Origin of the sequence: Burkholderia cepacia, from assembly GCF_001039005.1 — a bacterium.
Taxonomy (GTDB): Bacteria; Pseudomonadota; Gammaproteobacteria; order Burkholderiales; family Burkholderiaceae; genus Burkholderia; species Burkholderia theae.
In genome coordinates, this window is sequence record NZ_LDWR01000075.1 from 1 (window position 1) to 23,310 (window position 23,310).

Below are 23,310 nucleotides of genomic sequence, written 5' to 3' on the forward strand. Positions count from 1 at the left end.
TAACGCTTGACGAAACACATAGCCCCCCCCCATCCGAGGAAAACGCGGACGTCCTCTGCGCAAACCGAAAATTGTTCAGGGTGACCGGAGCTACAGTTCCGAGCCACACCGGCAGCGCCTGCGCGAACGCGACATCACGCCCTTGCTCGCCAAAATCGGTTCACCTCATGGCAGTGGCCTCGGTAAGACGCGCTGGTTCATCGAACGTTCCTTTGCCTGGCTTCATGCGTTCAGACGGTTCAAGACCGCATCCGATTAATTTCGCAACAGCTTAAACATCTGACCGTCTGCCTCTCATTGGCAGGGCGTCGTTTATTGATGGCTTACTCTGTTGCCGCTTCGATCATCTGTTCCCGATTCACTTGTATTGGCGACTCTTTCTATTGAGGGGCCAGCAAAACATTGGCCGACGACACCTCGACACTATTCGGCGACGATCCAGCGACGCCGTGTTGGTGTAGGAAGGTCGAGGCGGACTGAACAAGCCTATCCACCGTACCCATCTGCTCAACAGATACATACTTCAACTCAGCGCTATTCAACGCATCGTAAACCTGTTTCCTCACTGGATGAACGTAGGCGGGTACGCTGGTGTCGCGCGTGATTGCGTCCCTGTCGTCCAATGTCCCGGACAACCCCTTCGCCTTGCCAAGCCGCATCTGTTGCGTCTCTTTTAGCGGGGCAATGTTTCCAAGTTGCAAAGGCCGTGATCGCTGCGTCGCACTCGTCAGCAATCCATTGGGACGGCGCGCCGCGGGTTGGGGGGGCGCTTGCTCTGACGACCAGGCGAGCTGCGCGGCACCGCCAAGCCGGTTGCTTGCATCATCCCATCGAGGATCGGGAAGACATCGCATGATCTGGTCGAACCTCTGCTGGTTATCCCGATCCATGAACTCGCGAGCCGCTGGGGTCGAGTAATACGCTTCATAAGCGTTACTCATATCGATTGGCCAGAATTTTCCCGATCCTGTGTCATACATGATGTTGCCTGCGTGAAGGTCACCATGAATAATTTTCAAATCACCAAGATCCGCGAGCATACTTAAGAAGCGCTCTCTACTATTCGCCGGAAGTTCATCGCAGGCATTTAATGGTTTTCCTGGGACTCTCAGCATCCTCAAATACGTTTGCCCATCCTTTTCGAACACCTCCGCGCTTTCTTCGCCATATACCTTCTTGAACAATTCGCACTCGGCGTTCGCCACACTGCGATCTGCACGAAATTCTTTTACAACGAACCCCTCGTGCTCCAGGTCCTCTCGCACCTCCCCGCACAGACCTCGCCCCAATACCGCGCCCGCTTCGGACGCTTTAGAGATATTAAGCGTCAGCGCAACCGGGCGCCTGGCCAGAACGCTTCGTATAACGAAATTAAGCAGTCCAGTCGTTTTCGGTCGCGCCATGGGAACTGTATTGTCGAGCGCACCGCTCAGCCATTGACTGCACAAGGCATTAGAAACACCTTGTACCGCGGTAGCCATACCAGCCTGAATATCCGGCTGCCCTGCATGCGCGCCGGCTGGAGGCGTATTGTCGACCGACCTGACGGGAGAACTCGTGGGACGCGGGGCGAGGGCGTTGATCGGCATGGGCGTGGATTCGGTGAAGAGGATTGGTCGATTCGGTAAATACGCCTACTGGGAGGTGGTGTTGCGCGGCCAGAGAATTATAACGCAGGAGAGTTGGATCATAATCAGATACGGGGAAGTGATGACCAAGGGACGGGCCGCGCTGGATAAAGCGATCCCGGGCGTACTCGAGCGACTGATCGATCGTCTTCTACCGATGATCTTGATCGAAACGCTGCGCGAGCAGTGGAACGGGCTGAAGAATCTGGATAAGCAGATAGCCGAAATCGAGCGGCACCCGCAGGCCTGACCGAAAGAGGACAAGGCATGCAAGGCAATCGCTGCGATACCGGGTGTTGGCCTGCTGACGGCGACTGCCACCACGATGAGACCAAAATCGCTTAGAGACGGTTTCATAAAGGCTGCAGGGCGCGCCGGAGGGTATTCCAGCAGATCAGGAGCAACCGAGTTTGAGGAACGCGCCGTGAATGTCAGCCCGGCGCTCGAAACAAGTACGGAGACGACGGAAGCGATGCAGCCTTTATGAAACCGTCTCTTATGCTAGAAGGCAAACAATGATTACATTGAGTCGGGATACGCGCATCGGGCAAATACCCGATACCCATTCCCTCAGTTGCATATTCCAGCCAAAGCGAACAGGTTATTGTCGTAGATATCGCACTGCGTGCCGTCGCCCCAATGCTTCGGCAGGTCGAGCCGCCGGTACAGCTCGATCAACTCGCGCTGCGCGGTCTCGAGTTTGTCCAGGCTAACATGCCGGTGGTTGACGAAGGACAGCATGCGCGCGATTGACCTGAGACGTTTCTTGTAGCCATCTGGCAAGTGAGTTCTCTTGTATCTTGAGTGGTACCAAACCGTTGTGCCGCCCATGGCCTGACCTCATACGCTGGACACAACGAATTGATCAGGGCCAACTATCGAGGTCACGATCTCGGCCAGCGAGCCGAAGTAGACGCTCTTGCCGGCGCGTACGACTTCGACGCCCTGCACAATCGACAGGCGGCGTCAATGGCCAGTGCCGAGCGATCCCAGGAAGTGAACGGCCTGCTGTCGTTCGATGAATTCGAGCTGCGCAAGCGTCATGATGCGATTCAGTTTGACGAGTAGGCAACGAGAAAATTTTATTCTTGATTTTCATATCATGAACTCCTTTAATTAAATTTATTTAACAATTATTGGTCGGAAATGCATCATTTTGAATCAAGCCGCATTGCGGATGGGGCAATGCATGAAATGGCGAGCGACACGCCGTGGTGATTTCTGGAGTCGACGCAAATGACTGGTGACAGCTTTCTTGAGATGTCCCTTGGTCCGCGCCGGAGCCCTGTTTCGTCACGTTCTCCTTCAGGTCAGCGTTGAGCATCTCGCCGGGATTCAGCTCCGGGCTGTACGGCGGCAGGTAGAACACTTCGATCTCGTCTACGTGCTCGGCCAGCCACATCTCGACCAGCGTGGCGTGATGAACCTTCAATCAGAGACACCTTCTTGCTGCGCAATCCTGATCCCACCTCACCGCTGCCTCCTGAATGGTCCGATATATTTTGTGATGAGTTAGCAGAGTTGGCCAGAGTCACATTTTCAGCACCTCATCAATAAAATTACAATTATTATACAAATCCAATATGGCGAACATTGACAAAAAGCGCATGCCAGATCGAATATATCAGACATGCAGCGCCGCCCTCCTCAGCGCAGCGAAATAATTTTATCAATAATCCAATTATATAATATTTAGAATCACACTTTTATGCAATTTTTGCATTTTCAATTACTTTTGAATCGCTTATTATCTCAACCTGACAGAAATCGAATCACGGCGTGCGCGTCTTGGATAGCAATCGACGCAAGACAAACTGCTCATCCCCTCGACTGTTCGCTGCCCGTCAATCGCCACATGCCAAGCTTTCCGAGCTTTGCAGCCAACTGAAGTCGGGCCGAGCGCCAATTGGTCAGCGCCCGAACCCGTTGCTGTTTCGCCCCGGCCAGCGACGATTGCGTATTCAGCAGCTCCAGCATATTACCCACGCCTACTTGGTAGCGCCGCTGCGCCGCGTCGTATGAACGTTGCGCAATATCCAGCAGCACCGCGCTGTGTTCCAGGTTCTTCGTCGCACTCTGCAACGCCTGATAGCTGGTCCAGACATCGCGTCCTACTTGTTGACGCGCCTCGTCGAACGCCCCTCGCTGCCATTCAGTTTGCGCATTTGCCTGACGCACCTGATAGGTACGCACAAAGCCTTCGAAGATCGGAATCGTCAGCTGGAAGCCGAAATACCATTCGCGGCGGATCGCAGGTAAAACCGGATAGCCAATCTGCGGGCTGGAAGGTTGGTTGTTGTAGTTATATTGGGTAACGAAACTCAGCCGCGGCAATCCTTGCGAACGGATCTGATCGGCTTTTGCATTCGCAGCCTTGACCTGCGCCCGAGCCGCCACAATGCTCGGATGTGTGCGCTCAGCTTCGGCGATCATTTCGGCCACGGATTCACTGAACTCCTTATCTGGGGCGACCCCATCCCCCACATCTGATAACGTGATCGCCACATTCGGCGGCAAATTCATATCCGACGCAAGCATGCCCAGCGCGCTTTGCCATTCCCCTTCGGCCTTTGTGCGATTGACTACTGCCTCAGCATACGCTGTCTGCGCCTGCAATTGATCGCTGATTGCCGCCACACCTTTATCGACTCGCGCTGAGGCAGCCCGTAAGCTGTCGCGGGCCATTTTCACGACCCCACGCGCAGTAGTCAACGCGCCCCGGGCGGCTTGTGCTGCATAATAATCTTTCGCGACCGTCGCGAAGACGGCTTCAAGCGTTGCCTGCTGATTGGCCTGCGCGGCAGCCAACAACGCCGATGCGTTGCGCAGGGCTGCCGACCGGCCGCCGAAGTCATACAAGACCCAGCTCAGCGAGACGCTGGCATTCTGCACATTAGTTCGGTTGTTCGTGTTGTATTGCGAATTCCCGGCGATCTGACTAGTCGCATTGTTCCTTGTACCTTGCCAATTTCCAGTGATCGTCGGCAAAAACCCCGCTCGGCCTGCTCCCACGGCGGCCGCCTGAATCTTAACATTCGCCCACGCTTGCCGCGTTTTAGGGTGATTGCAAAGCGCTCGCTCGACCGCATCCTGCAGTCGTAATGGGTTCGGCAAAGCATCGAGCGCGCATGCGCCGGCACGGCTGTCACCGACCATGGCTGCCGCAGGGGTAGCTGAAACGGACTGACTGGTGATCAGTGGGTCCATTGCACATGCCGAGTTCAACGACAGGCTAAGGATGCCAAACAAGCAAACGCGTCGGCTCTTGCATAGTCTGACCCTGAAATTCTGGGCGATCGACATCTTACCGCTCACGCAAACTCTCCCGTCCGGTTTGGATCACCGAGTCCAGAAAATAACGGGCGACATTGCGCGTGCCGGTCTTGATTTCAGCAGTAACCGCCATCCCCGGTGTCAGGTTGACCCATGCATCGTTCGCCCGAATTCGATTAGTTGCCAATCGGATTCGCGTCACGAAAGTCAGACCGCGCCTCCGATCCTGTACTGCGTCGTTCGACACTGACTCGACTGTTCCCGTCAGAAATCCATAACGCATATACGGGAACGCCTCGACCTTGACAATCGCGGCCTGCCCGGCCTTCACGAAACCTACATCTTTATTTTCAAGATTCGCTTCCACCTCGATTACATCGTCCGGAACAATGTTCATCACCGGGCTCGCCGCCGTCGCCAGACCGCCCAATGTGTGGATCCGCAACTGCTGAACCGTGCCCGTCACCGGCGCGGTCAAGCTCAGCAGTTTCTGCCGGGTGTCGGCCTTGGTTTCGTCATGATGACTCTGCGCGAGTTGCTGGGTCGACTTGTCGAGCAGATCAAGCTGCTGGCGTCGGAACTGTGACGTAATCGACGCGATCTCCGCGCGCTGTTGCGCGATGGCGGCCGCCAGCTCACGAGCATGGCTGCGCTGCGCGGCAAGTTCATGTTCCTGGCCGAGTGCCGTCTGCTCTTTGTCGAGGTAATCATTGGTTGCAACATATTTGTCGTCGGCTAGCGATCGGTAATCCTCCGCCTGCCGCCGAGCCAGCGGGGCTGTCGCCGCGAGCTTGGCGATATGCTGTGTGGTCGTACCGAGTCCCGCTTCACGCTTCATTAGCTCTGCCTGCGCGCTGCTCAGTTTGTCGCAATATTCGCGATAGAGTCCTTCCGCGAGATGCTGCGCCTCGTGTTGTTGCGCTTCCGTCGCGCCCTCGATTCTCGCGACAACGGGCGCCAGAGTGCGCTGCAGTGCATCGAGCAATGCCCGCGAGCGGGCCGCCGTCATTGCGGCTTCGGTCTTGTTCAAACGTGCCTTGTCCAAATCCGCGGCGGCCTGCGTGGCGTCCAATTCCATCAACAACTGGCCGGCCTCCACCCGTTGCCCGTCACGAACCAGGATGCGACGCACTACGCCGGTAATTGCCGGCTGGATCGTCTTGACCTGTTCGCGTGGAATCAGCTTGCCCGGCGCGACGGCAACGATATCGAGCCTGCCGAAGCACGCGATCAACACGACAAGTATCCCGAGTGCGACGATTACGCGCATGGTCCACAACGGCAGGGGATGAACCGGTGTCTCCACGAGTTCCAGATTGGCTGGCAAAAAAGCACGCTCATGCGTAAGGCGCGCCTCACCATCGAGATCGCGACGAATTGCCCAAGATTCGCGGACAACCGCCACATATCGACCCAAGAGATCGTTGAGTGCTTGTAGGTGGTGGATCAGTTTCATGGTACGAGTCAGGGGCGCGGCTATGCGTTCTGCAGCGACAACAAGTGGGCGTAATAACCCCGCTTCTCGAGTAGCGTATCGTGCGAGCCGACTTCGACGATGCGTCCGTTGTCCATCGCGATAATATGATCCGCATGACGCACCGAGCTGAGTCGATGCGCGATGATGATGACGGTGCGGTCTTCGCACATCGCCCGCATATTGCGCTGGATGACGTGTTCTGTTTCAAAGTCGAGCGCGCTGGTCGCCTCGTCGAAAATCAGGATGCGCGGATTGGTAACCAGCGCGCGCGCAATCGCGACCCGCTGCCGCTGTCCACCCGACAGACTCGAGCCTTGTTCGCCGACCACTGTGTCGTAACCTTCCGGTAGTTCCGAAATGAAGTCGTGCGCGCCGGCCAAACGAGCCGCATCCATCACGGCATCCAGCGGGATACCAGGATCGGTTACCGCGATGTTCTCGCGGATCGATCGATTGAAGAGGAAATTCTCTTGTAGTACGACGCCTACCTGGCGGCGCAGCCATGCCGGATCGGCGAGCGCCAGATCGATGCCGTCAATGCGCACGCGCCCCTCCTCCGGCAGATAGAGACGTTGAAGCAGCTTGGTCAGCGTACTCTTCCCGGAGCCGGATCGACCGACGATGCCGACCACATCTCCCGCCGCGATTTCCAGCGATACGTTGTCGAGAATCGTCGGGCCGTCCGGCCGGTATCGGAAACGGATATGCTGGAAGCTGATTTCGCCACGGACAGGTGGCAGCGCTTGACGACTTTTCGGGAGTTCAGATCGAGTATTAAGGATATCGCCGAGCCGGCTCATCGAAATGCCGACCTGCTGAAAATCCTGCCAGAGTTGTGCGAGACGCAACACTGGTGCGGCGACATGCTGAGACATCATGTTGAATGCGATCAACTGGCCCACCGACAACTTGCCGTCGATCACGAACTTGGCACCGAGAAAAAGCGTGACGAGCGTGACGAGCTTCCCAACTAGTTGAATCAGTTGCTGACCGATGCTGCCGAGCGTGCTAACGCGAAAACTTGCTGCTACATAGCCAGCGAGCTGATTATCCCAACGGCGCGTAAATTGTGGTTCGACGGCCATCGATTTGACCGTCTCGACACCTGAAACCGTTTCGACCAGGAACGACTGATTGTCGGCACTGCGCGCGAATTTCTCATCCAGGCGAGCACGCAGCGTCGGCGTGATCCCGATCGAGATCGCCGCATAGACGAATAACGAGACAACCACGGCAAGCGTCAACCAGATGCTGTACATGCACATTACGGCGATGAACACGACCGAAAACAGAAGATCGATCACCGCAGTAATCGCCTGGCTCGTCAGGAAACTACGGATATTCTCGAGCTCGCGTACGCGTGCAATGGTGTCACCGACACGACGCACTCCAAAATACGATAGTGGCAGCGCAAGTAGATGCCGGAACAATCGCGCACCAAGCTCGACGTCGATACGGCTGGCGGTATGCGACAACACATAATTGCGAACGCCGGCGAGAAAAACCTCGAACACGGCGCTCACGAGCAATGCGATGCAGACGATGTTCAAGGTATTGAACGCGCGATTGACCAACACCTTGTCCATCACAACCTGGAACATCAGTGGTGAAACGAGGCTGAACATCTGCAGCACTGCCGAAACCAGCAAGACTTCGAGCAGCAGCCGGCGATACTTGACGACGGCAGGGATGAACCATGAGAAGTCGAAGTGCGCGAATTCGCCTGCAAGCGATGCGCGCGATGCGAACAACAGTACGCGACCGCCCGAGCGCGCGATAACCTCCATCGGCGTGCAGATGGTCGGGCTGCCGGCACCGGCTTCGAGAATGAGCGCTTTGTCACCTTCGCAGCTGGCCACAATAAAATGGCGCCCATTCTCGTCGAGCACGAGGAGGGGCATCGGCGTTTTCGACAACCGATCAAGCGTCACGCAAACGTGGCGGGTCTTGAGGCCGAGGGAGCGCGCGGCCAGTTCAAGATCTTTAGCACTGAGCTGACCGGATCGAACACCAGCGGCGTGACTCAGTTGGTCGGCGCTGGCAGCGATGCCGTGGAATTGAGCAATGACGATGAGCGCCGCAAGGCCGGGGTCGCCACGACCTGACAATTCGGGGTCGAGAATGTTCATTTCTGGATCCTGTTCACAGTTTCGCGTACAGCCCAAACGCACCGGCAAGCGACGCGAACGCGAGGTAGCCGCCAGAGAGCTTGTTGTAACGAGTAGAGGCGCAACGAAAATGCGCGATAAGATTGCAGGAGCGCTCGACCACATTGCCCGCGCAGCACAGTGGCAGACTGCGGCGACATTTCGACCTGCGATTCAAGCACTACGGAAAACGACCTTGGCTTCGGTGGAGCGATCCAGCTATACAAAGGCACCGGCATCGCAACCCCTTTCGGCAACGACGTCCGCTTATACGAAAGCAAAAAATCGATATCCTTTGACACGGAAAGTCACATTAGCTAACAGCCACCGATTGCACCCGATGTTTTCCGGCTACGCTGCACAGCCCACTTTTTTGCGCGCATGCACGGCACCGCCACGGTGCGACCACAATCGCCAACGCCGACAGGTGATTGATGATCGCATTGAGTCACGATGCCCGAATCGGGCAAATGCCCGATATGTGCAAGAAAAGTTATCAAACATCTTGCTGTGCATGGAATCGCGGCAGGGTCAATCGTTGGGTGGTCGAACGCACGTCCAGGCTCCACAATTTCCGTCGCCTACGCACTCGCTTCGAGCGACGGGCTGACATTCATGAAGCATTCCTGAAACTCGGTTGCTCGCTTGTCTGTTGGAACATCTTCAGGCGTATCGAGCAGCCTTTTTGAACTGACCTCTTATCAAAACCTCGATGGCTCCTGTGGCGGTTCGTGGTCGATTTTTGGAAGCCGAGATGGTCGTGGGTTGATATCGTGAATTCTCATTTAAATAAATTCGAGGATCAAAAATGAAGATTTCCAATGCTTTTTCTGGACAACGCCTAGACATAAAAAACATAAAAGACGTCAAAGATACAAATATTTTAATTAAGAAAAATGGCAGCGTGAGAGGCGAGTTTATTGATTATCTTCGAGGGCTTGTTAATGCCGACCCCACAACCCATGGATTGCATGGAAAATCTTAATTCTGCTATCAAGCATATAGGGAAATTGCAAGGTGAGAAGCAAATTTCTATGTCCGATCGAATTAAATCGGTTTTTGGGATGAGCAAGAAGGTAGAAAAGTTTGATGAACTCGATGTGTTGAAGAGTCGTGCAGTTGATTTGGTTATAAAATCTGCTAACACAACAGTGTCGGATGAGAAGGAGCCGGACGAGAGGGGACTGGAGACAGAGATGGAGAGGTTGTTCGGTATGGGGGAGCAAGACAAGATGGAGGGGTTGTGGGGTGTGAAGGGGCAAGAAAAACTAGAAGAGAGTGATGTGCAATCCCTGAGCAGTTTCGAGCCGCTAACACAAGTCGACAACAAGTCGTGAGCGGATGAGGTCGCCGCAAGTGAAGCGAGCGCAAAATCAATGTCGAGCTGACGCTCGAAATAGATGTGTGGCTCACCGATTCTGGTAAGCCATACATGCGTGCGCTCGACGGTCCAGCGACGGCGGCCCAGCCGTTCTCTGCTCTCAATGCCGTTAGGGTGCCGATATCGACGGCAGTCGCATCCTTTACCTCGTGCAACTTGTCGGGCCGTTTGCGAGGTTAGCCAACGTGCGTGCCGAGGACGGCAGGGTAACGCAGAGAGTCGAGACGACCCGGAAGATGGCACTTCTCCAAGCCAAGATTCTCCCGGAGCGGCTGGGCCCGGCCCTCGTTCAAATGCACTTCGTGACGGGTATCGAAGGTTGGCTTGCCTTAGCTGGGCGTGTTCAAAGACGGCGTACGCGCATGGTGTACGTGAACGTTGCGGCACTCGCTGGAATGATATGCCGTGGGCGCAGCGGCACCGGATCGAAGCCGTGCTCCGGGGCGCGGCCAGCGGCGCGAGTTTTGCGCTCGACAGCGCACCTGATGGCGGCGAAGTCGTGTACGACCAAGGTGTTGCAAAAAAAATTTGAAGATGAAAGCACCCTGCTTGAGGGTGCCGCGTACAGGGCAGGTACAGAAAGCCGGTGAGGCAAAGCACTCATGCCGCTCGCCGCTACTTTCGCGGGCCTGTCAGGAATTCTGTGTTTAAGGCATAACATGCTCTCAAGGAGAGTTTATGCCTCGCAAACCGAAAGCCCAGCCGGCGGCTCTGCCGGCGATTCCGGCCGAGCTGCTTGAGCAGTTCGGCAACGGCCCGATGACGGCTGAAGCCATCAATGCCGCGACGCTGGCGCTCAAGAAGGCGCTGATCGAACGGGCACTGGGCGGCGAGATGAACCATCATCTCGGCTACCCTCCCGGTGCTGCCAAGCCGGCCAACGCCACGAATCAACGCAACGGCAAAGGGGCCAAGACGGTTCTGACCGAAGACGGTCCGATCCGTATCGAGGTGCCGCGTGACCGCGACGGCAGCTTCGAACCCATCCTGATTCCCAAGCACGATCGGCGCTTCACGGGCTTCGACGACAAGATCGTCGCCATGTATGCCCGAGGCATGACCGTACGCGAGATCCAGGGCTTCCTGCTGGAACAGTACGGCACCGAGGTCTCGCCCGACTTCATCAGTTCGGTCACCGACGAGGTCATGGCCGAAGTAACCGCCTGGCAGGCCAGACCGCTCGAGCCGATGTATCCCGTCGTGTTTTTCGACGCACTGCGGGTCAAGATTCGCGAAGACGCCGTCGTGCGCAACAAGGCGGTGTACCTGGCGCTGGGCGTGCTGCCCGACGGCACGCGAGAGATCCTGGGCCTGTGGATCGAGAATACCGAGGGTGCCAAATTCTGGATGAAGGTATTCAACGATCTGAAGACGCGCGGCGTTCACGACATCCTGATCGCCGTCACTGACGGTCTTAAGGGCATGCCCGAAGCGCTGGCAGCGGTGTTTCCGGCCACGACGCTGCAAACCTGCATCGTCCATTTGATCCGCAACAGCCTCGATTACGCCAGTTGGAAGGACCGTCGAGGACTGGCTGCCGCGATCAAACCGATCTACGCCGCTCCGAGCGCGGAAGCCGCTCAGGCTGAACTCGAGGCATTTGCGAATGGTCCGTGGGGCCAGAAATTCCCGACCGTCAGTAGCGCGTGGCGCAGCGCCTGGGATCGCGTGATCCCGTTCTTTGCGTTTCCGCCGGGTGTGCGCAAGATCATCTACACGACGGATGAAATACACAAGCCCCCACGCCGTACTTCGCTCGTTCGCTATGTCCGCGCTTCCGGCCACCGTATCGGCGTGCTGTCTGATTTGGGGCGCGACTGCTTCCATCGGTTAAACAGTCTCTGATAGGTTCGCTCGGACTGCGCAGCCACGGCTCGCTCCTGCTGGCGGACGCTCTTCAGACTGTAGGCGGCAGCCGAACCTTTGTGCGAGCCATGCCGTGCCGGCATTCCGGCCTGCAGTTCCAACGCGCGCAGCTTGTGCGCGGTTAACGCGGGACGATCCCACGCGAACGGTTCGCCACGTGTCAGCACATACCAGACGATCACTGCGAGCTTGCGTGCGGTCGCGACGACGGCAATTTGCTGGCCGCGGCGATCGCGCACGCGCAGGAAGAACGCACGCAGCGGTCCAGGCGCCTGCGTGGCGCCCCAGGCAGCCTCGACCAGCATCGCCCGTGCGTAAGAGCGACCGCGCTTGGTGATGTGGCCATGCCTGGCCGGTGTTGGACCGGATTGATAGACCGATGGATTGAGCCCGAAGTAGCTCACCAGCTTCTCCGGATTCGGAAACCGCTCGATGTCGCCGATGGCCGATAGCAGTCCGATCGCCACCGTGGTGTTGACACCAGTGATCGTCAGCATCACGCGCAATCGCTGTTCGACGCCCAGACGCTCGTCGAGCGGCAGCGGTTGAACGCTGAGCCAGGCACGCCCCTTCTTGCCAAACAGATCGCTGGCGGGACATCGCTCGATTAGGTGTGCAATCAGGACCGCGTGAATCTCGTTCTTCAGTCGTGTGCGTTGTCGAACCAGTTGTGAACGGCGCGAGATTTGCCGACACAACGCTAGCGTGCGCTCGTCCGGCATCCACACCTCCGGCAGAAAGCCGCTCGCATACAACTGCGCCAGCACGGCCGCATCGATCTTGTCCGTCTTGACGCGCGCCTCGGCAATCAGCCGTACCTGCAGCGGATTGGCAATCACCACACGCGCGACATGCGGGCGCAAGACGTTGACGATGGCAGTGGTATTGCCGGTCGCTTCGAGTACCACATGATCAGTGGCACGCAGCTTTACCGCAAAGCGCTCCAGTTCATCGCGTCGTAACCCGGTGCGGCCACCTGCATGCAGCGTGCCATCCTCCAGGTAGGCGATCTCTGCCACGGAGCGCGACACATCTAACCCTACGATTCGCATAACCGTCTCCCGTTTCTGATCACTGTTGGGAGCTGGTGGGACAGCACGACAACTACGGATTCGCGCTCGCAGCGCAACCGGGCGGGTCGCAGGGGCGGCCAACTACTAACACGAGCTCGCGGCTCATCGTATAGGAACGGCCTGCCCACCCGAAGTGCTCCCCAGTGCCCCATGTCCCGGATGGTCACACCATACGCTCGAACTGCTCGGCGCGGGACCGCGAGGCACCGGCTATATCATGCCGGTTACGAACGCGATTGAAAATATCAACTCGCAGTTGCGCAAGATCATCAAGACCCATGGCCACTTCCCGACCGACGAGGCCGCCACCAAACTCATCTGGCTGGCCTTGCGCAACATCACCGCGAATTGGGGAAGTGCCGCGCATGACTGGAAGACCGCCATGAACCAATTCGCTATCCTTTACGCAGATCGGTTCGTTCGGCCTTCCGTGTAATTGCTCCACCCGCCTTGAACACGGAAATCCTGACACCCCACTTTCGCGGACGCGCAATCGGAGTTCGGCAAGAAAGATCGCCAGCCCCGGGATCGTGAAAGTGCGTGCGCGATGAGGTTACAGCGCCTGCTCGATCGTCTTGATGACGTCGGAGCGACTGTACTCACGCGCGAGAATGACATGATTGCCAAACACCACGCGCGTACAGACGTCGACGATCACGAGCAGCCACACACGTTCGATCTCGAATTCGTGCTCGAATCCCAGCGGATCGTGCACAACCACCTTGAGCCGAAAATCCAGCCGGTGGCCGTCGAATTCCACCACCTGATACGGACGACGGGCGACAGGCGCCGCAGCCTCGTCGAGGTGCGGCAGGCCTCCGAGGTGGATGGCGCCCGCCGCGCGGGCGGCCGTGCCGAAGCCGCGCAGCAGTTCTGTCTTGACGCGCGCCGACAGCGAACGGATCGCATGGCCCGCTGTGTTGAACGGATTATCCGCGGCCGTGAAACCAACTTCCTGGCACTGCTGCAGAATCGCTGCGTGAAGCGCATTCAGCCCGCGCAGGCGGGTGCGCAGTTCGCCCTCGACGGGCCGTTGTTCGAGTGTCACCCGGCGTTGTTTGAGCTGCAGCCGCAACCCCGGCGAGCGCCGGATAACGCTCCAGCAACTGCGACAGCGAGCCCACCATGCCGCGGCTCCCGCCCTCGCCCCGGATCGCAACCGACTGCATGCGCACATACTCCGCGACGCGCACGTGGCAACGAGCGCACGGTATCCGTAGATGCGTCCTTCGGGATGTGGCACAGGTGCGCACTTGCTCAGACGATACAGCTGTCGCCGATTGACGCCGGTCGCGACTTCGATATCCCGGACCGCATCGTCTAGCGCGTCGCGCTCGATCGCCTGCATGCGGACCTTGACGTGCAACGCGGGCGCCCGAATGCGCCCCGTGTGCAGCAGACCAAACACCGACGCGCGAACCAGCATCGCATCACCGGTCGACAATGCGCGTTCGATGGCGAGCAACGGTTGCGGATGCGCGACGAAGCGTGTGATGTCGTCAAGGAGCGGTTCGGACAGCAGGCCACGCGTCGCAACGAGGCAAGGAAACATGCGCTGCCAGTTCTCGATCCACATACGCGACGCCGCGAGCTCAGCCGGCGCGATGCGCCGTATCGTCATCGCGTTGGCCGCGATCAGCGGCTGCTGCGTGCGGCTGGGCATCGCTACCGGGTCGGGGGGTGACCATGAACTCTCGACGGTCGGCGTAGCGCACTCAGAAATCGGCAAGGAGCCGTTGCCCGTTCAGCATCACGCAGCCCGGGCGCTCGCAAAACGTGCGCACGGTCGGGTCCGATTCGAGCACGAGCCACTGCTCGAGCGCCGGCCATCGGTACAACTTGACTCGACAGGCGAGCTTGAGCCTGAACGCCTTGAAGCGATGCGCGCCGCGCGGTCGCACTACTGCCACCGGGGTCATCGACAGGGAATTTTCTATAAGATCAATATCTTACGAAAGGGATTCGAAGTCTGTGACGCGAATTGACGACGTTATTTTGGCGAGACTACCAGTAAAATTGTCAATTCGAACGTCAAATGCCGGTGCGGCGGGCATCTCCAGTTGAGATCTTTGCTTTGTTCTACGGCCGGCGCGCAAAAAATCGGCCTGCAAGCGCTCAGTCGCTCGCGAGGCGGACTGACGACCAAGCTGCATCTGGCCGTCGACGACGCCGGACGCCCCTTGCGGCTGATCGCCACCGCAGGTCAGGTGGCCAAGATCACTTGTACAAACGAACTGGTCGAGCACCTGCGTACCGCGGCCGTGATTGCGGACAGCGTACGACCCGGATGCGTTTGCCGAGACGATTCGCGCGGCTGGTGCGAAGGTGGTCATCCCGCCGCGTTCGAATCGAACTACCAAGCGTCGACATAGTCGAGCGCTGTACCGGACTCGAAACATCGTCGAACGCTTCTTCGATCACATCAAACATTATCGTCGTGTCGCCACTCATTGCGATAAGCTCGCGAGCAACTACCTTGCTTTTGCGTCGCTTGCTTGTGCATTCGGGACGCTGGTGAGAACGTGAACAGAACCTAGCGCTGAACGACAGACGATATTCACACGGGCGTCGAGCGGTTCCGTTGCGGATCGCGCAGCGCCGGCTCCGGATACCAGTTCTCGGGTGGCACAACGACGGCCATGTCTGGTTGCCCCCGGAAGTGCGGCGACATGATCTGCACACCGTATTCGTTGAATACATCGACGATGTTCGCGTGCAAATCCGATTGCACACGCGGATGAAGCTCAGGCCGGTCTATCGGCACGACAAGCTGATATTCGATGTAGTAATCCGACAGGCTCGTCTGTAGCACAAGAGCCGCAGGCTCGGCTGGCACGTGCTGCGTGCGCTGCGCGGCCTGCTCCAGCATCGCGCGCACCTGCCGCCACGGCGTGTCGTAGCCGATCGTGACCGACGCGGACACGCTCGACGGCCGTCCCGATAGGCGCGTTGAGTAGTTGACGATCACGGAGCTAACGACCACTGCGTTCGAAATCGTGACCTCCTCGTTTCGCACGGTCGAGATCTTCACCGACAGCGCATCGATTGCGAGCACGAGGCCTGTCGTGTCGCCGATCTTCACGAAATCGCCTTTGCGCAGCGAACGCGTATAGACGACAATGATGCCGCTCATCAGCTGGTTGACGACGCCAGACGAGCCGAGCGTGACCATGAAACCGAGCAACACGCTCAAACCCTTGAATACATCACTCTGCGAACCGGGAATATACGGGTACGCGAACGTGATGCCTAGCACCCAAATGCCGACCGATACGAGCCGCCGCGTCGCACCGACAGTCTCCTCATGCAGGCCAGGCAGCGAGAGCTGACCACCTTGGATCGCACGGAAAAGGTTCGCGACGAAGCCTTGCACCGAGCGTGTCAGCAGGAAGATCACGACGACGGTCACTACCCCCGGCACCGCGTTGATCACGGCCATGCCAATTCGGTCTAGCAGACCGATCAGGAATGCACTCAGTCGCCCGCCCTCCTGCTCGGTCACTGGAAAGCGTTCAAGCACGACGATCAGGTACGCGTAGACGGCAAACGCGATTAGGAACGCCGCGATCAGTTGCACGAGTTGCCGTGCAAGCTGGACAGCCGTGCCGGACCAGTCGAAGCGCGTCGCAGTGCGGCGCAGCAGATGCTGTTCGAGTACACGCTGCATGCGGACCTGAATAAGCGCGCGCATGCGCAGCACACCCCACGCAACGGCCGCCAGCACAATCGTCGCGAGCACACTGAACAGCACTCCGCGCAGCAGGTTCGGCCAGTGCTGCACCACGCGCCGAGCCGCAAGCGCGGCGGCGAGGTTCGCGTGAGTCGTCTCCAGCAGTTGTGGCATCGTTTGTGCGGCTGCCACGTCAACGTCGTCGCGCGTGACGATGAACAGCAGGTGATCGCCAAGCCTGAACACGGTTCCCGTCACACTGCCGAGCGTCGCGGCGCCGATTTCGATCGGCAGCGCGAGCGCCGCCTCGGGCAGCGCGTCGAGCGTCGCCCGCGCACGCGCCACGCGCATCTCCGGCGTTGCACCCGCGACTTCATCGCGGAACACGATGACCACATGCCCGGTAAAGCGCAGTTCGGCAGGCGACGCCGCGGCTAATGCAGAACCGGCCGACACACAGCAGCCGGCCGCCAGCGCAAAACCCGCGAGCCACACTCGCACCGGCAGCGACGCCAGCGATGCAGCGATCCAGCCAAGCACTTCCATTCGCCTCATCTAACACCTTTGCAACAAACGAAGCACGATGCACGCTGGATGCCAGCCCGGCGTACGGGTGGCCACGTGCGATCGTGCAAAGCAGCGGGTAGCACGTATGTTCAGCTGGTACCGCGCTGCCGAATGGCAGCCGCCTGAGGCACTACCGACGACTCACCAACTTCGTGTACCGCATTCGGCATCGCGCGCCACCCTCCGCCCAGCGCCTTGTAAAGCGTCACGTAATTCGTCAAAAGATCGACGCGCCCCTGCACGGCCGCAAGCTGTGCGCTGAACAACTTCTCCTGCGCGGTCGTCACCTCCAGATAGCTCGAATAGCCGCTTTCGTAGCGCGCGCTCGATTGCTGCGTGTACACGGTCAGCGCGTCCTGCTGATTGTCGAGGCTCGCGAGGCGCGTCTCGGCCTCGCGTGTCGCCGCGAACGCCGTATCGACCTCGGCCAGCGCAGACAGCACGGCGCCCTGGTACGCGAGCCGCGCCTGCTCACTTTGCGAGCGCACGGCACGAACCTGCCCGTGGATCGCACCGCCTTCGAAGATCGGCTGCGCGATGCTTCCGGACAGCCCCCAGATCCGCGACGCCCCGTGCCACAGTCCACTCATCGTGGTCGCTGCCTGCCCAATAACCGCCGACAGATCGAGCGACGGCAGATACAGTGCTTCGGCCGCTCCGACGAGCGCGTTCGCCGCAACCGCGTTCTGTTCGGCCTCCAGCAAATCGGGCCGGCGGCTCACTAGCGCGGCGGGCGCGTCCGAAGCCAGCGACGGCGGCGTCAACGCATCGATCGGACGGCCGCGGGAGATCAAGCCGGGCGCGCGCCCAAGCAGCACCGACAGCGCGTTTTCTGTCTTCGTGATACTCGCCCGCAGCGGCGGAATCGCGGCCTGCGTCGCGTAGTAGTCGTCCTTCGCCTGGCTAAGCTCCATCTCGGAGATCACGCCATGCGCATAGCGCAGCCGGAATATCTCAAGTGCATGCGCTCGGGCATCCAGCGTCTGTTGCGTGATCGCAAGCTGCGCGTCGAGGCCGCGCAATGTCAGGTATCCCTGCGCGACGGATGCCGCAAGCGACAACGCGACGCCCCGGCGCGCATATTCGGCCCCCCACAGGTCGGCATTCGCCGCCTCGACCTGACGGCGGATCTTGCCCCACAGATCGATTTCCCAGCTCAGGGAGCCCAATAGTTGGAACTGGTTGTTCGGCCCGTCGAAATCCACGAGCGGCGTGCCGGAAAATATCGAGCGCTTCCCTCGTTTCGCGTCGAACGATGCTCCGATCTGCGGAAACAGCCCCGCGCGCGCCGCTTCAAGCTGGCCGCGGAACTGCTCGATCCGTGCGGCAGCGACCCGCGCATCGTAGTTGTCGCGCACGGCTTCGTCAACGAGATCTGCGAGCACCGGATCGCCGAATGCCCGCCACCAGCCGACGTCTGGATCAACCTGCGCGCCCAGACCGGGCGCGTGCGGATATGCATCGGGCGCGGCAGTTTCGGGCCGCCGATAATCGGGACCTATCGTGCATCCGGACAACGCGAATGCAAGCAACACGCATATCGTGCGACCGGACTTCATAAGGCATCTCCTTCGCCATGATGCGCGCCGGGTCGCTTCGCCACCGCCAGCATAGGCTTGTTCGGTTCGGATCGCGCGCGCTCAATACACTCGGCGAGCGACGCAATCAGATGGAAGAACAGCGGCACGAACAGCAGTGCGAGCGAGGTTGCTGCGATCATCCCGCCGATGATCCCTGTACCGATCGAATGACGGGAATTCGCACCCGCGCCGAACGCAATCGCAAGCGGGATCGCACCGAGGATGAACGCCAGCGACGTCATCACGATCGGCCGAAGGCGCAGCCGTGCAGCTTCGATCGCAGCCTCAACGGTGCCCATCCCTTCATTGCGCTTCACCACCGCGAATTCGACGATCAGGATCGCGTTCTTCGCGGCGAGCCCGACCAACGTGACCAGGCCGATCTGGAAATACACGTCGTTGTCGAGCCCGCGCAGCCATATCGCGACGAGCGCGCCGAAGATGCCGAACGGTACGGCGGTCAGGATCGACAGCGGCAGCGTCCACGATTCGTACTGCGCGGCGAGGATCAGGAATACCATCACGATACCAAACGCGAACACAGCGGCCGTCGTGTTGCCAGCGTTCTGCTCCTGAAACGCCTCGCCGCTCCACGCAAACGCATAGCCAGTCGGCAGCATATCGCGCGCAACCTCCTCCATCGCTGCTATCGCCTGCCCGGAACTGTAGCCACTGCCAGCGTCGCCGGTGATCTTCGCTGCGGGAAAACCGTTGAAGCGCGTTTCGAGATCGGGACCGCTCACATAGGACGCCTTCACGAGCCCGGCGATCGGCACCATCCGGTTGTCGGCCTGCCGCACATATAGGTTCTGCAAATCCTGCACGCGATCACGATATTGCGGTTCCGCCTGCAGGATCACTTGCCAAACACGGCTGTCGAGCGTGTACTGGCTCACATACGCGGATCCGAACAGCGTCTGCAGCGTGCCATACAACTGCGAAATCGGCACGCCAAGCGCCGCAGCCTTGTCGTTGTCGGCCTCAACGCGCAGCTGGCGCGACGACGACTTAATCGTCGTCATCAGGTTCGCGAGTTCCGGGCGCTTTGACGCCTCCGCGATGAACGCGCGCGTCGTCGCCTCGAGCTGCGCGGCAGTGCCGTCGGAGCGGTTTTGCAACCAGAATTCGAAGCCACCCTGGGTTCCGAGCCCAGGGATCGACGGCGGCGCGACCGGTACGACGATCGCTTGCTGGATGCCACGCAATTGCGGCACGACCGAGCGCATCACGCCCAGAATCGACAACCTGAGGCTGCCCGCGCGCTCTTTGAAATCCTTAAGTGCGATGAACACAGTACCGGCATTCGTCTTGTACTGGCCGTCGACAAAGCTGTAGCCGGACAGCGCGGACGCATCCTCGACCGCCGGATGCTTACGGAACATCGCGGCGACCTGCTCGGTCGTCCGTTCGCTGCGGTCGAGGCTCGCCGAATCGGGCATGAACACCGCGGCGAGCACATAGCCCTGATCCTCCTTCGGCACGAAACTGCGCGGAATGTGCTCGAACAGCCCCCATACGGCAGTCAACATCGCGCCGCATAGCACGACTGATAGCAGTGCGCGCCGCATCACCGTGCGAACGGTCGACGTGTAGCGCTGCGTCAGCCGGTCGAAGCGCGCGTTGAACCAGACGAAGAACCGCAATGACTTGCCACGCGCCGGTTTGAGGATCAGCGCTGCGAGCGCGGGCGACATGGTCAACGCGACAAAGCCGGAAATCACCACGGACACGACGAGCGTCAGCGCGAACTGCTTGTAGAGCATCCCCGTCGTGCCACTAACGAATGCGACCGGAATGAACACGGCGGACAACACCAGTACGATCGCGATCACTGGGCCCGTTACCTCCTCCATTGCGCGCAGCGTCGCGTCGTGCGGCGACAGTCCGAACTCGTGCATGTTGCGCTCGACATTCTCGACGACGACGATCGCGTCGTCGACGACGATCCCGATCGCCAGCACCAGCGCGAACAGTGTCAGCAGGTTGATGGAGAAGCCCAGCGCGAGCAGCCCCGCGAACGAACCGATCACCGATACGAACACCGCGACGACGGGAATTACCGTCGCGCGCCAGCTCTGCAGAAACAGGAACACGACAGCGATGACAAGCACGACAGCTTCGACGAGCGTATGCACAACCTCTTCGATCGACGCCTGTACGAATTTCGTCGTATCGAGCGAAACCTTGGTCGAGATTCCTTTCGGGAGCGTAGCCTGCATGCCGGCGAGCGCGTCGCGCACACCTTTCGCGACCTGCAGCGCGTTCGAACCTGGCTGCTGGTAGACCGCGATGATCGTCGCCGGCTTACCATCGAGCGACGAGCGCAGCGCATAGCTGTTCAGCCCGACCTCCGCATGACCGATGTCACGCATGCGGACAGCTGCCGCATTCTGGCTCGCCGCGCGTACGATAATGTTGTCGAAGTCCGCTGGCTTCGCTAGCCGACCTGGCGTGACGATCGGGAAGCTCAGCACCGTGCCGCGCGAAGTCGGTGCCTGTCCGATGCTGCCCGCACCGTACTGCTGGTTGTAGCTCGCGACGGCGTTCTGCACGTCGGTCGCGGTAATGCCAAGCGCGGCCATCCGGTCCGGCTTGAGCCAAATCCGCATCGCGAGATCCGAGTCGCCCATGATCTGGGCCTGGTTCGCGCCCTGCACCCGCTTGATCGCGTCGAGCACATACAGGTTCGCGTAATTGCCGACGTACTGCTGGTCGTAGCCTCCGTCCGGCGAATAGACTGCGATCAGCATCAGGAAGCTCGATGAGCGCTTCTGCACGTTAATTCCGTTCTGCTGCACGACGGTTGGCAATTGCGCGAGCGCGAGGTTCACGCGATTCTGCACCTGCACCTGCGCGATGTCTGGATCGGTGCCAGTATCGAAGTAGACGTTGAGCGACATCTGTCCGGTCGGCGAGCTGGTCGACTGCATGTAGATCATATTGTCAACGCCGTTGACCTGCGTCTCGATCGGCGCAGCAACGGTTTCTGCGACTGTCTGCGAATCAGCGCCAGGATAGGTGGCCGTGATGGTGACCTGGGGCGGCGTGAGGTCAGGATATTGCGCGATTGGCAGGTTGACCATCGCGACAAGCCCCGCGATCACGATGACGAGCGACAGGACAATCGCGAGAACGGGCCGTTTCACGCACAAGGCGGAAAGCATGGGTGCCTCCTCTTCAGTTTTGTGCGGTGGCGGCGGCCGAGGCCATATCCGCCGGGAGCTGTTGCGCGACCTTGACGGGCGCACCGGCGCTCAGCTTGAGCGCGCCGTCAACGACGACGTTCTCGCCGCTGCGCAGGCCTGCGCTTATCAGCCAGCGGTCGCCTGAGGTTTCGCCGACCGTCACCGGCCGCTGCTCTGCCTTGACGCTGCCGCCCTTGTCGGCAGGCTCGACGACGTAGACAAAATCGCCCTTCGGCCCATGCATCACCGCTCGCTGCGGCACGCTGATCGCCGCCGGAAATGTCGCTCCGAGCACACGCGCGCGCACGAACTGGCCCGGACGCAGCGCCAACTTCGGATTCGGCATTTCGGCGCGCACGAGGAACGTGCCCGTCTGCTGGCTGTAGGTCGAGTCCGCAAACGTGATCCGGCCGCGCTCCGGAAAGACCGAGCCGTCACTCAGCGTGACCTCGACCTCGTAGCGGCCGTCCTTCGGCGCAACAAGACGGCCGGTCTTGCGCGCATTCTGCAGTTGCAGCATCTGGTTTTCCGACACACTGAAGTTCACGCGCATCGGCGACAGTGAAGACACTGTCGTGAGCTGGCTGTTCTGCGCGTTGACGTACGCGCCCTCCATCTGCGACGCAAAGCTTGCAGCGCCGTTGATTGGCGACCTGACATACGTATAGGACAGGTCTAGCTGCCGCGAGGCCAGATTCGCGCGCGCCGCATCGACGGCTGCCGCGGCCTCGTGCTCGCTGGCGACCGCGTCGTCGAGATCCTTCTTGCTCAACGCGTTCTGCGCGGCAAGCGGCTGCACGCGCGCGAGGTTCGCCTTCGCGCGTCCGAGCCGCGCGGTCTGCTGCGCCAACTCTGCCTTCGCGGCGTCGACCTGCACCTGGAACGGCTCATGATCGATCTCGAACAGCACCTGCCCTGCCCTGACGTCCGCGCCTTCGGCGTAATTCCGCTTAACAAGGAAGCCCGACACGCGGGAACGGATCTCGACCTCATGATCGCTCTGCGTCTGCCCGACGAATTCCATCGTCGCGGGCTCCTCCTGCGCGGCGACGCGCTGCGTGGTCACCTGGGCAATGCCTGACACGGCCGGCACGCCGACTGGCTTGCAACCACCGGACAACGCCGCGATTGCGGAGGCTAATGCGACCACGCTAGGCACGAACGACGCAATGCGCCCATTCTTCAATGTTCGACTCCGTTCTCTCATCGTCTGTCCTCGTATCGACAAAGCTCGCTGGTTGTTGATGTCGACGACGCGACGATCGGATTTCTCCTACCGCGTAGGATTGGTTCCGATAGCAAGTCATCGTATCGTTCACACCACCAATCCGCGCCCCTGAATTTCGACGGATGATTCTGACCTAAAATCCATATGCATTACAAATGCATGAATTGCATTGGAATTTTCCAATTTTTAATCGCATCATCAATGCCCGCTTGTCGCTAAGAGACGGTGTCATAAA

The 23,310-nt window shown here is 59.5% G+C and carries 14 protein-coding genes and 9 pseudogenes; 9 read left to right on the forward strand and 14 right to left on the reverse strand.

Annotated features, from left to right (window positions below; all coding sequences use genetic code 11):
- Nucleotides 1–25: 25 nt before the first annotated feature.
- A pseudogene (locus VL15_RS41135) lies at nucleotides 26–259 on the forward strand (transposase); the annotation flags it as partial.
- Between the two features lie 121 nt (nucleotides 260–380).
- Here VL15_RS41135 and VL15_RS42305 read toward each other — a convergent pair.
- Entirely contained in the window at nucleotides 381–1,481 is a 1,101-nt protein-coding gene (locus VL15_RS42305) for an RIO1 family regulatory kinase/ATPase (RefSeq protein WP_196319662.1), read from the reverse strand.
- A gap of 217 nt (nucleotides 1,482–1,698) precedes the next feature.
- Between VL15_RS42305 and VL15_RS42310 the strand changes: the two are divergent.
- A pseudogene (locus tag VL15_RS42310) lies at nucleotides 1,699–1,947 on the forward strand (IS110 family transposase); the annotation flags it as partial.
- Between the two features lie 34 nt (nucleotides 1,948–1,981).
- Here VL15_RS42310 and VL15_RS42315 read toward each other — a convergent pair.
- Nucleotides 1,982–2,106 (reverse strand): annotated as a pseudogene (locus VL15_RS42315) (IS5/IS1182 family transposase); the annotation flags it as partial.
- 113 nt (nucleotides 2,107–2,219) lie between these two features.
- Nucleotides 2,220–2,375, reverse strand: a pseudogene (locus tag VL15_RS42320) (Tn3 family transposase); the annotation flags it as partial.
- Nucleotides 2,376–2,489: 114 nt separating this feature from the next.
- On the opposite strand from VL15_RS42320, the gene VL15_RS43735 reads away from it, so the two are divergent.
- Nucleotides 2,490–2,696 (forward strand): hypothetical protein, encoded by a 207-nt coding sequence (locus VL15_RS43735; RefSeq protein WP_048251374.1) that lies wholly within the window; start codon nucleotides 2,490–2,492, stop codon nucleotides 2,694–2,696.
- A gap of 93 nt (nucleotides 2,697–2,789) precedes the next feature.
- Here the strand turns inward: VL15_RS43735 and VL15_RS41145 are convergent.
- The 4 genes and pseudogenes from VL15_RS41145 to VL15_RS35010 form a co-directional block, all read right to left on the reverse strand.
- Nucleotides 2,790–3,060 (reverse strand): annotated as a pseudogene (locus VL15_RS41145) (transposase); the annotation flags it as partial.
- Nucleotides 3,061–3,446: 386 nt separating this feature from the next.
- Nucleotides 3,447–4,835 carry a TolC family protein gene (locus VL15_RS35000; protein ID WP_155420357.1) on the reverse strand — a complete coding sequence of 463 codons (1,389 nt, stop codon included), beginning with the start codon at nucleotides 4,833–4,835 and terminating at the stop codon, nucleotides 3,447–3,449.
- Nucleotides 4,836–4,932: 97 nt separating this feature from the next.
- Nucleotides 4,933–6,357, reverse strand: coding sequence for an HlyD family type I secretion periplasmic adaptor subunit (locus tag VL15_RS35005; protein WP_048251376.1), 1,425 nt, complete (start codon nucleotides 6,355–6,357; stop codon nucleotides 4,933–4,935).
- A 20-nt stretch (nucleotides 6,358–6,377) separates the two neighbouring features.
- Nucleotides 6,378–8,507, reverse strand: a complete 2,130-nt coding sequence (locus tag VL15_RS35010) for a type I secretion system permease/ATPase (RefSeq protein ID WP_048251377.1) — start codon at nucleotides 8,505–8,507, stop codon at nucleotides 6,378–6,380.
- A 554-nt stretch (nucleotides 8,508–9,061) separates the two neighbouring features.
- Here VL15_RS35010 and VL15_RS41150 point away from each other — a divergent pair.
- From VL15_RS41150 to VL15_RS35020, 4 genes and pseudogenes are all read left to right on the forward strand, one after another.
- A pseudogene (locus VL15_RS41150) lies at nucleotides 9,062–9,214 on the forward strand (IS5/IS1182 family transposase); the annotation flags it as partial.
- Nucleotides 9,215–9,333: 119 nt separating this feature from the next.
- Nucleotides 9,334–9,510, forward strand: a complete 177-nt coding sequence (locus VL15_RS42330) for a hypothetical protein (RefSeq protein ID WP_155420358.1) — start codon at nucleotides 9,334–9,336, stop codon at nucleotides 9,508–9,510.
- The gene (locus VL15_RS35015) at nucleotides 9,497–9,862 is read left to right on the forward strand and encodes a hypothetical protein (protein WP_155420359.1); all 366 of its coding nucleotides are present in this window, start codon (nucleotides 9,497–9,499) and stop codon (nucleotides 9,860–9,862) included. The genes VL15_RS42330 and VL15_RS35015 overlap by 14 nt, the downstream gene beginning before the upstream one ends.
- A 722-nt stretch (nucleotides 9,863–10,584) precedes the next feature.
- Nucleotides 10,585–11,691: pseudogene (locus VL15_RS35020) on the forward strand (IS256 family transposase); the annotation flags it as partial.
- Here the strand turns inward: VL15_RS35020 and VL15_RS41155 are convergent.
- On the reverse strand, nucleotides 11,670–12,824 hold the full coding sequence (locus tag VL15_RS41155) for an IS110 family transposase (RefSeq protein WP_080971054.1): 1,155 nt from the start codon (nucleotides 12,822–12,824) through the stop codon (nucleotides 11,670–11,672). The pseudogene VL15_RS35020 and the gene VL15_RS41155 sit on opposite strands and share 22 nt — an antisense overlap.
- 244 nt (nucleotides 12,825–13,068) lie before the next feature.
- On the opposite strand from VL15_RS41155, the pseudogene VL15_RS41165 reads away from it, so the two are divergent.
- Nucleotides 13,069–13,281 (forward strand): annotated as a pseudogene (locus VL15_RS41165) (transposase); the annotation flags it as partial.
- Nucleotides 13,282–13,398: 117 nt separating this feature from the next.
- Here VL15_RS41165 and VL15_RS42925 read toward each other — a convergent pair.
- Together VL15_RS42925 and VL15_RS42930 are read right to left on the reverse strand one after the other, a co-directional pair.
- The gene (locus VL15_RS42925) at nucleotides 13,399–14,508 is read right to left on the reverse strand and encodes a hypothetical protein (RefSeq protein ID WP_063778230.1); all 1,110 of its coding nucleotides are present in this window, start codon (nucleotides 14,506–14,508) and stop codon (nucleotides 13,399–13,401) included.
- A gap of 52 nt (nucleotides 14,509–14,560) precedes the next feature.
- Entirely contained in the window at nucleotides 14,561–14,755 is a 195-nt protein-coding gene (locus VL15_RS42930) for a hypothetical protein (protein WP_196319663.1), read from the reverse strand.
- Between the two features lie 171 nt (nucleotides 14,756–14,926).
- Here VL15_RS42930 and VL15_RS41175 point away from each other — a divergent pair.
- Nucleotides 14,927–15,371 (forward strand): annotated as a pseudogene (locus tag VL15_RS41175) (IS5 family transposase); the annotation flags it as partial.
- A 31-nt stretch (nucleotides 15,372–15,402) separates the two neighbouring features.
- Here VL15_RS41175 and VL15_RS35035 read toward each other — a convergent pair.
- The 4 genes from VL15_RS35035 to VL15_RS35050 all read right to left on the reverse strand — a co-directional run bounded on the left by VL15_RS35035 (nucleotide 15,403) and on the right by VL15_RS35050 (nucleotide 23,054).
- A complete protein-coding gene (locus VL15_RS35035) occupies nucleotides 15,403–17,061 on the reverse strand; it encodes a mechanosensitive ion channel family protein (protein WP_053077763.1) in 1,659 nt (552 codons plus the stop codon).
- Between the two features lie 110 nt (nucleotides 17,062–17,171).
- Entirely contained in the window at nucleotides 17,172–18,641 is a 1,470-nt protein-coding gene (locus VL15_RS35040) for an efflux transporter outer membrane subunit (RefSeq protein ID WP_048251380.1), read from the reverse strand.
- Entirely contained in the window at nucleotides 18,638–21,826 is a 3,189-nt protein-coding gene (locus VL15_RS35045; RefSeq protein ID WP_048251381.1) for an efflux RND transporter permease subunit, read from the reverse strand. Before VL15_RS35045 ends, VL15_RS35040 begins: the two co-directional genes overlap by 4 nt.
- Nucleotides 21,827–21,839: 13 nt before the next feature.
- Nucleotides 21,840–23,054 (reverse strand): efflux RND transporter periplasmic adaptor subunit, encoded by a 1,215-nt coding sequence (locus VL15_RS35050; protein WP_048251382.1) that lies wholly within the window; start codon nucleotides 23,052–23,054, stop codon nucleotides 21,840–21,842.
- Between the last annotated feature and the right edge of the window lie 256 nt (nucleotides 23,055–23,310).

Bases quoted from the DNA above. Each gene is read 5' to 3' on its own strand.
- VL15_RS42305 (WP_196319662.1), bottom strand. From the start codon at position 1,481: ATGGCTACCGCGGTACAAGGTGTTTCTAATGCCTTGTGCAGTCAATGG.
- VL15_RS35000 (WP_155420357.1), bottom strand. From the start codon at position 4,835: ATGGACCCACTGATCACCAGTCAGTCCGTTTCAGCTACCCCTGCGGCA.
- VL15_RS35005 (WP_048251376.1), bottom strand. From the start codon at position 6,357: ATGAAACTGATCCACCACCTACAAGCACTCAACGATCTCTTGGGTCGA.
- VL15_RS35010 (WP_048251377.1), bottom strand. From the start codon at position 8,507: ATGAACATTCTCGACCCCGAATTGTCAGGTCGTGGCGACCCCGGCCTT.
- VL15_RS42330 (WP_155420358.1), top strand. From the start codon at position 9,334: ATGAAGATTTCCAATGCTTTTTCTGGACAACGCCTAGACATAAAAAAC.
- VL15_RS35015 (WP_155420359.1), top strand. From the start codon at position 9,497: ATGGAAAATCTTAATTCTGCTATCAAGCATATAGGGAAATTGCAAGGT.
- VL15_RS41155 (WP_080971054.1), bottom strand. From the start codon at position 12,824: ATGCGAATCGTAGGGTTAGATGTGTCGCGCTCCGTGGCAGAGATCGCC.
- VL15_RS42925 (WP_063778230.1), bottom strand. From the start codon at position 14,508: ATGCCCAGCCGCACGCAGCAGCCGCTGATCGCGGCCAACGCGATGACG.
- VL15_RS35035 (WP_053077763.1), bottom strand. From the start codon at position 17,061: ATGGAAGTGCTTGGCTGGATCGCTGCATCGCTGGCGTCGCTGCCGGTG.
- VL15_RS35040 (WP_048251380.1), bottom strand. From the start codon at position 18,641: ATGAAGTCCGGTCGCACGATATGCGTGTTGCTTGCATTCGCGTTGTCC.
- VL15_RS35045 (WP_048251381.1), bottom strand. From the start codon at position 21,826: ATGCTTTCCGCCTTGTGCGTGAAACGGCCCGTTCTCGCGATTGTCCTG.
- VL15_RS35050 (WP_048251382.1), bottom strand. From the start codon at position 23,054: ATGAGAGAACGGAGTCGAACATTGAAGAATGGGCGCATTGCGTCGTTC.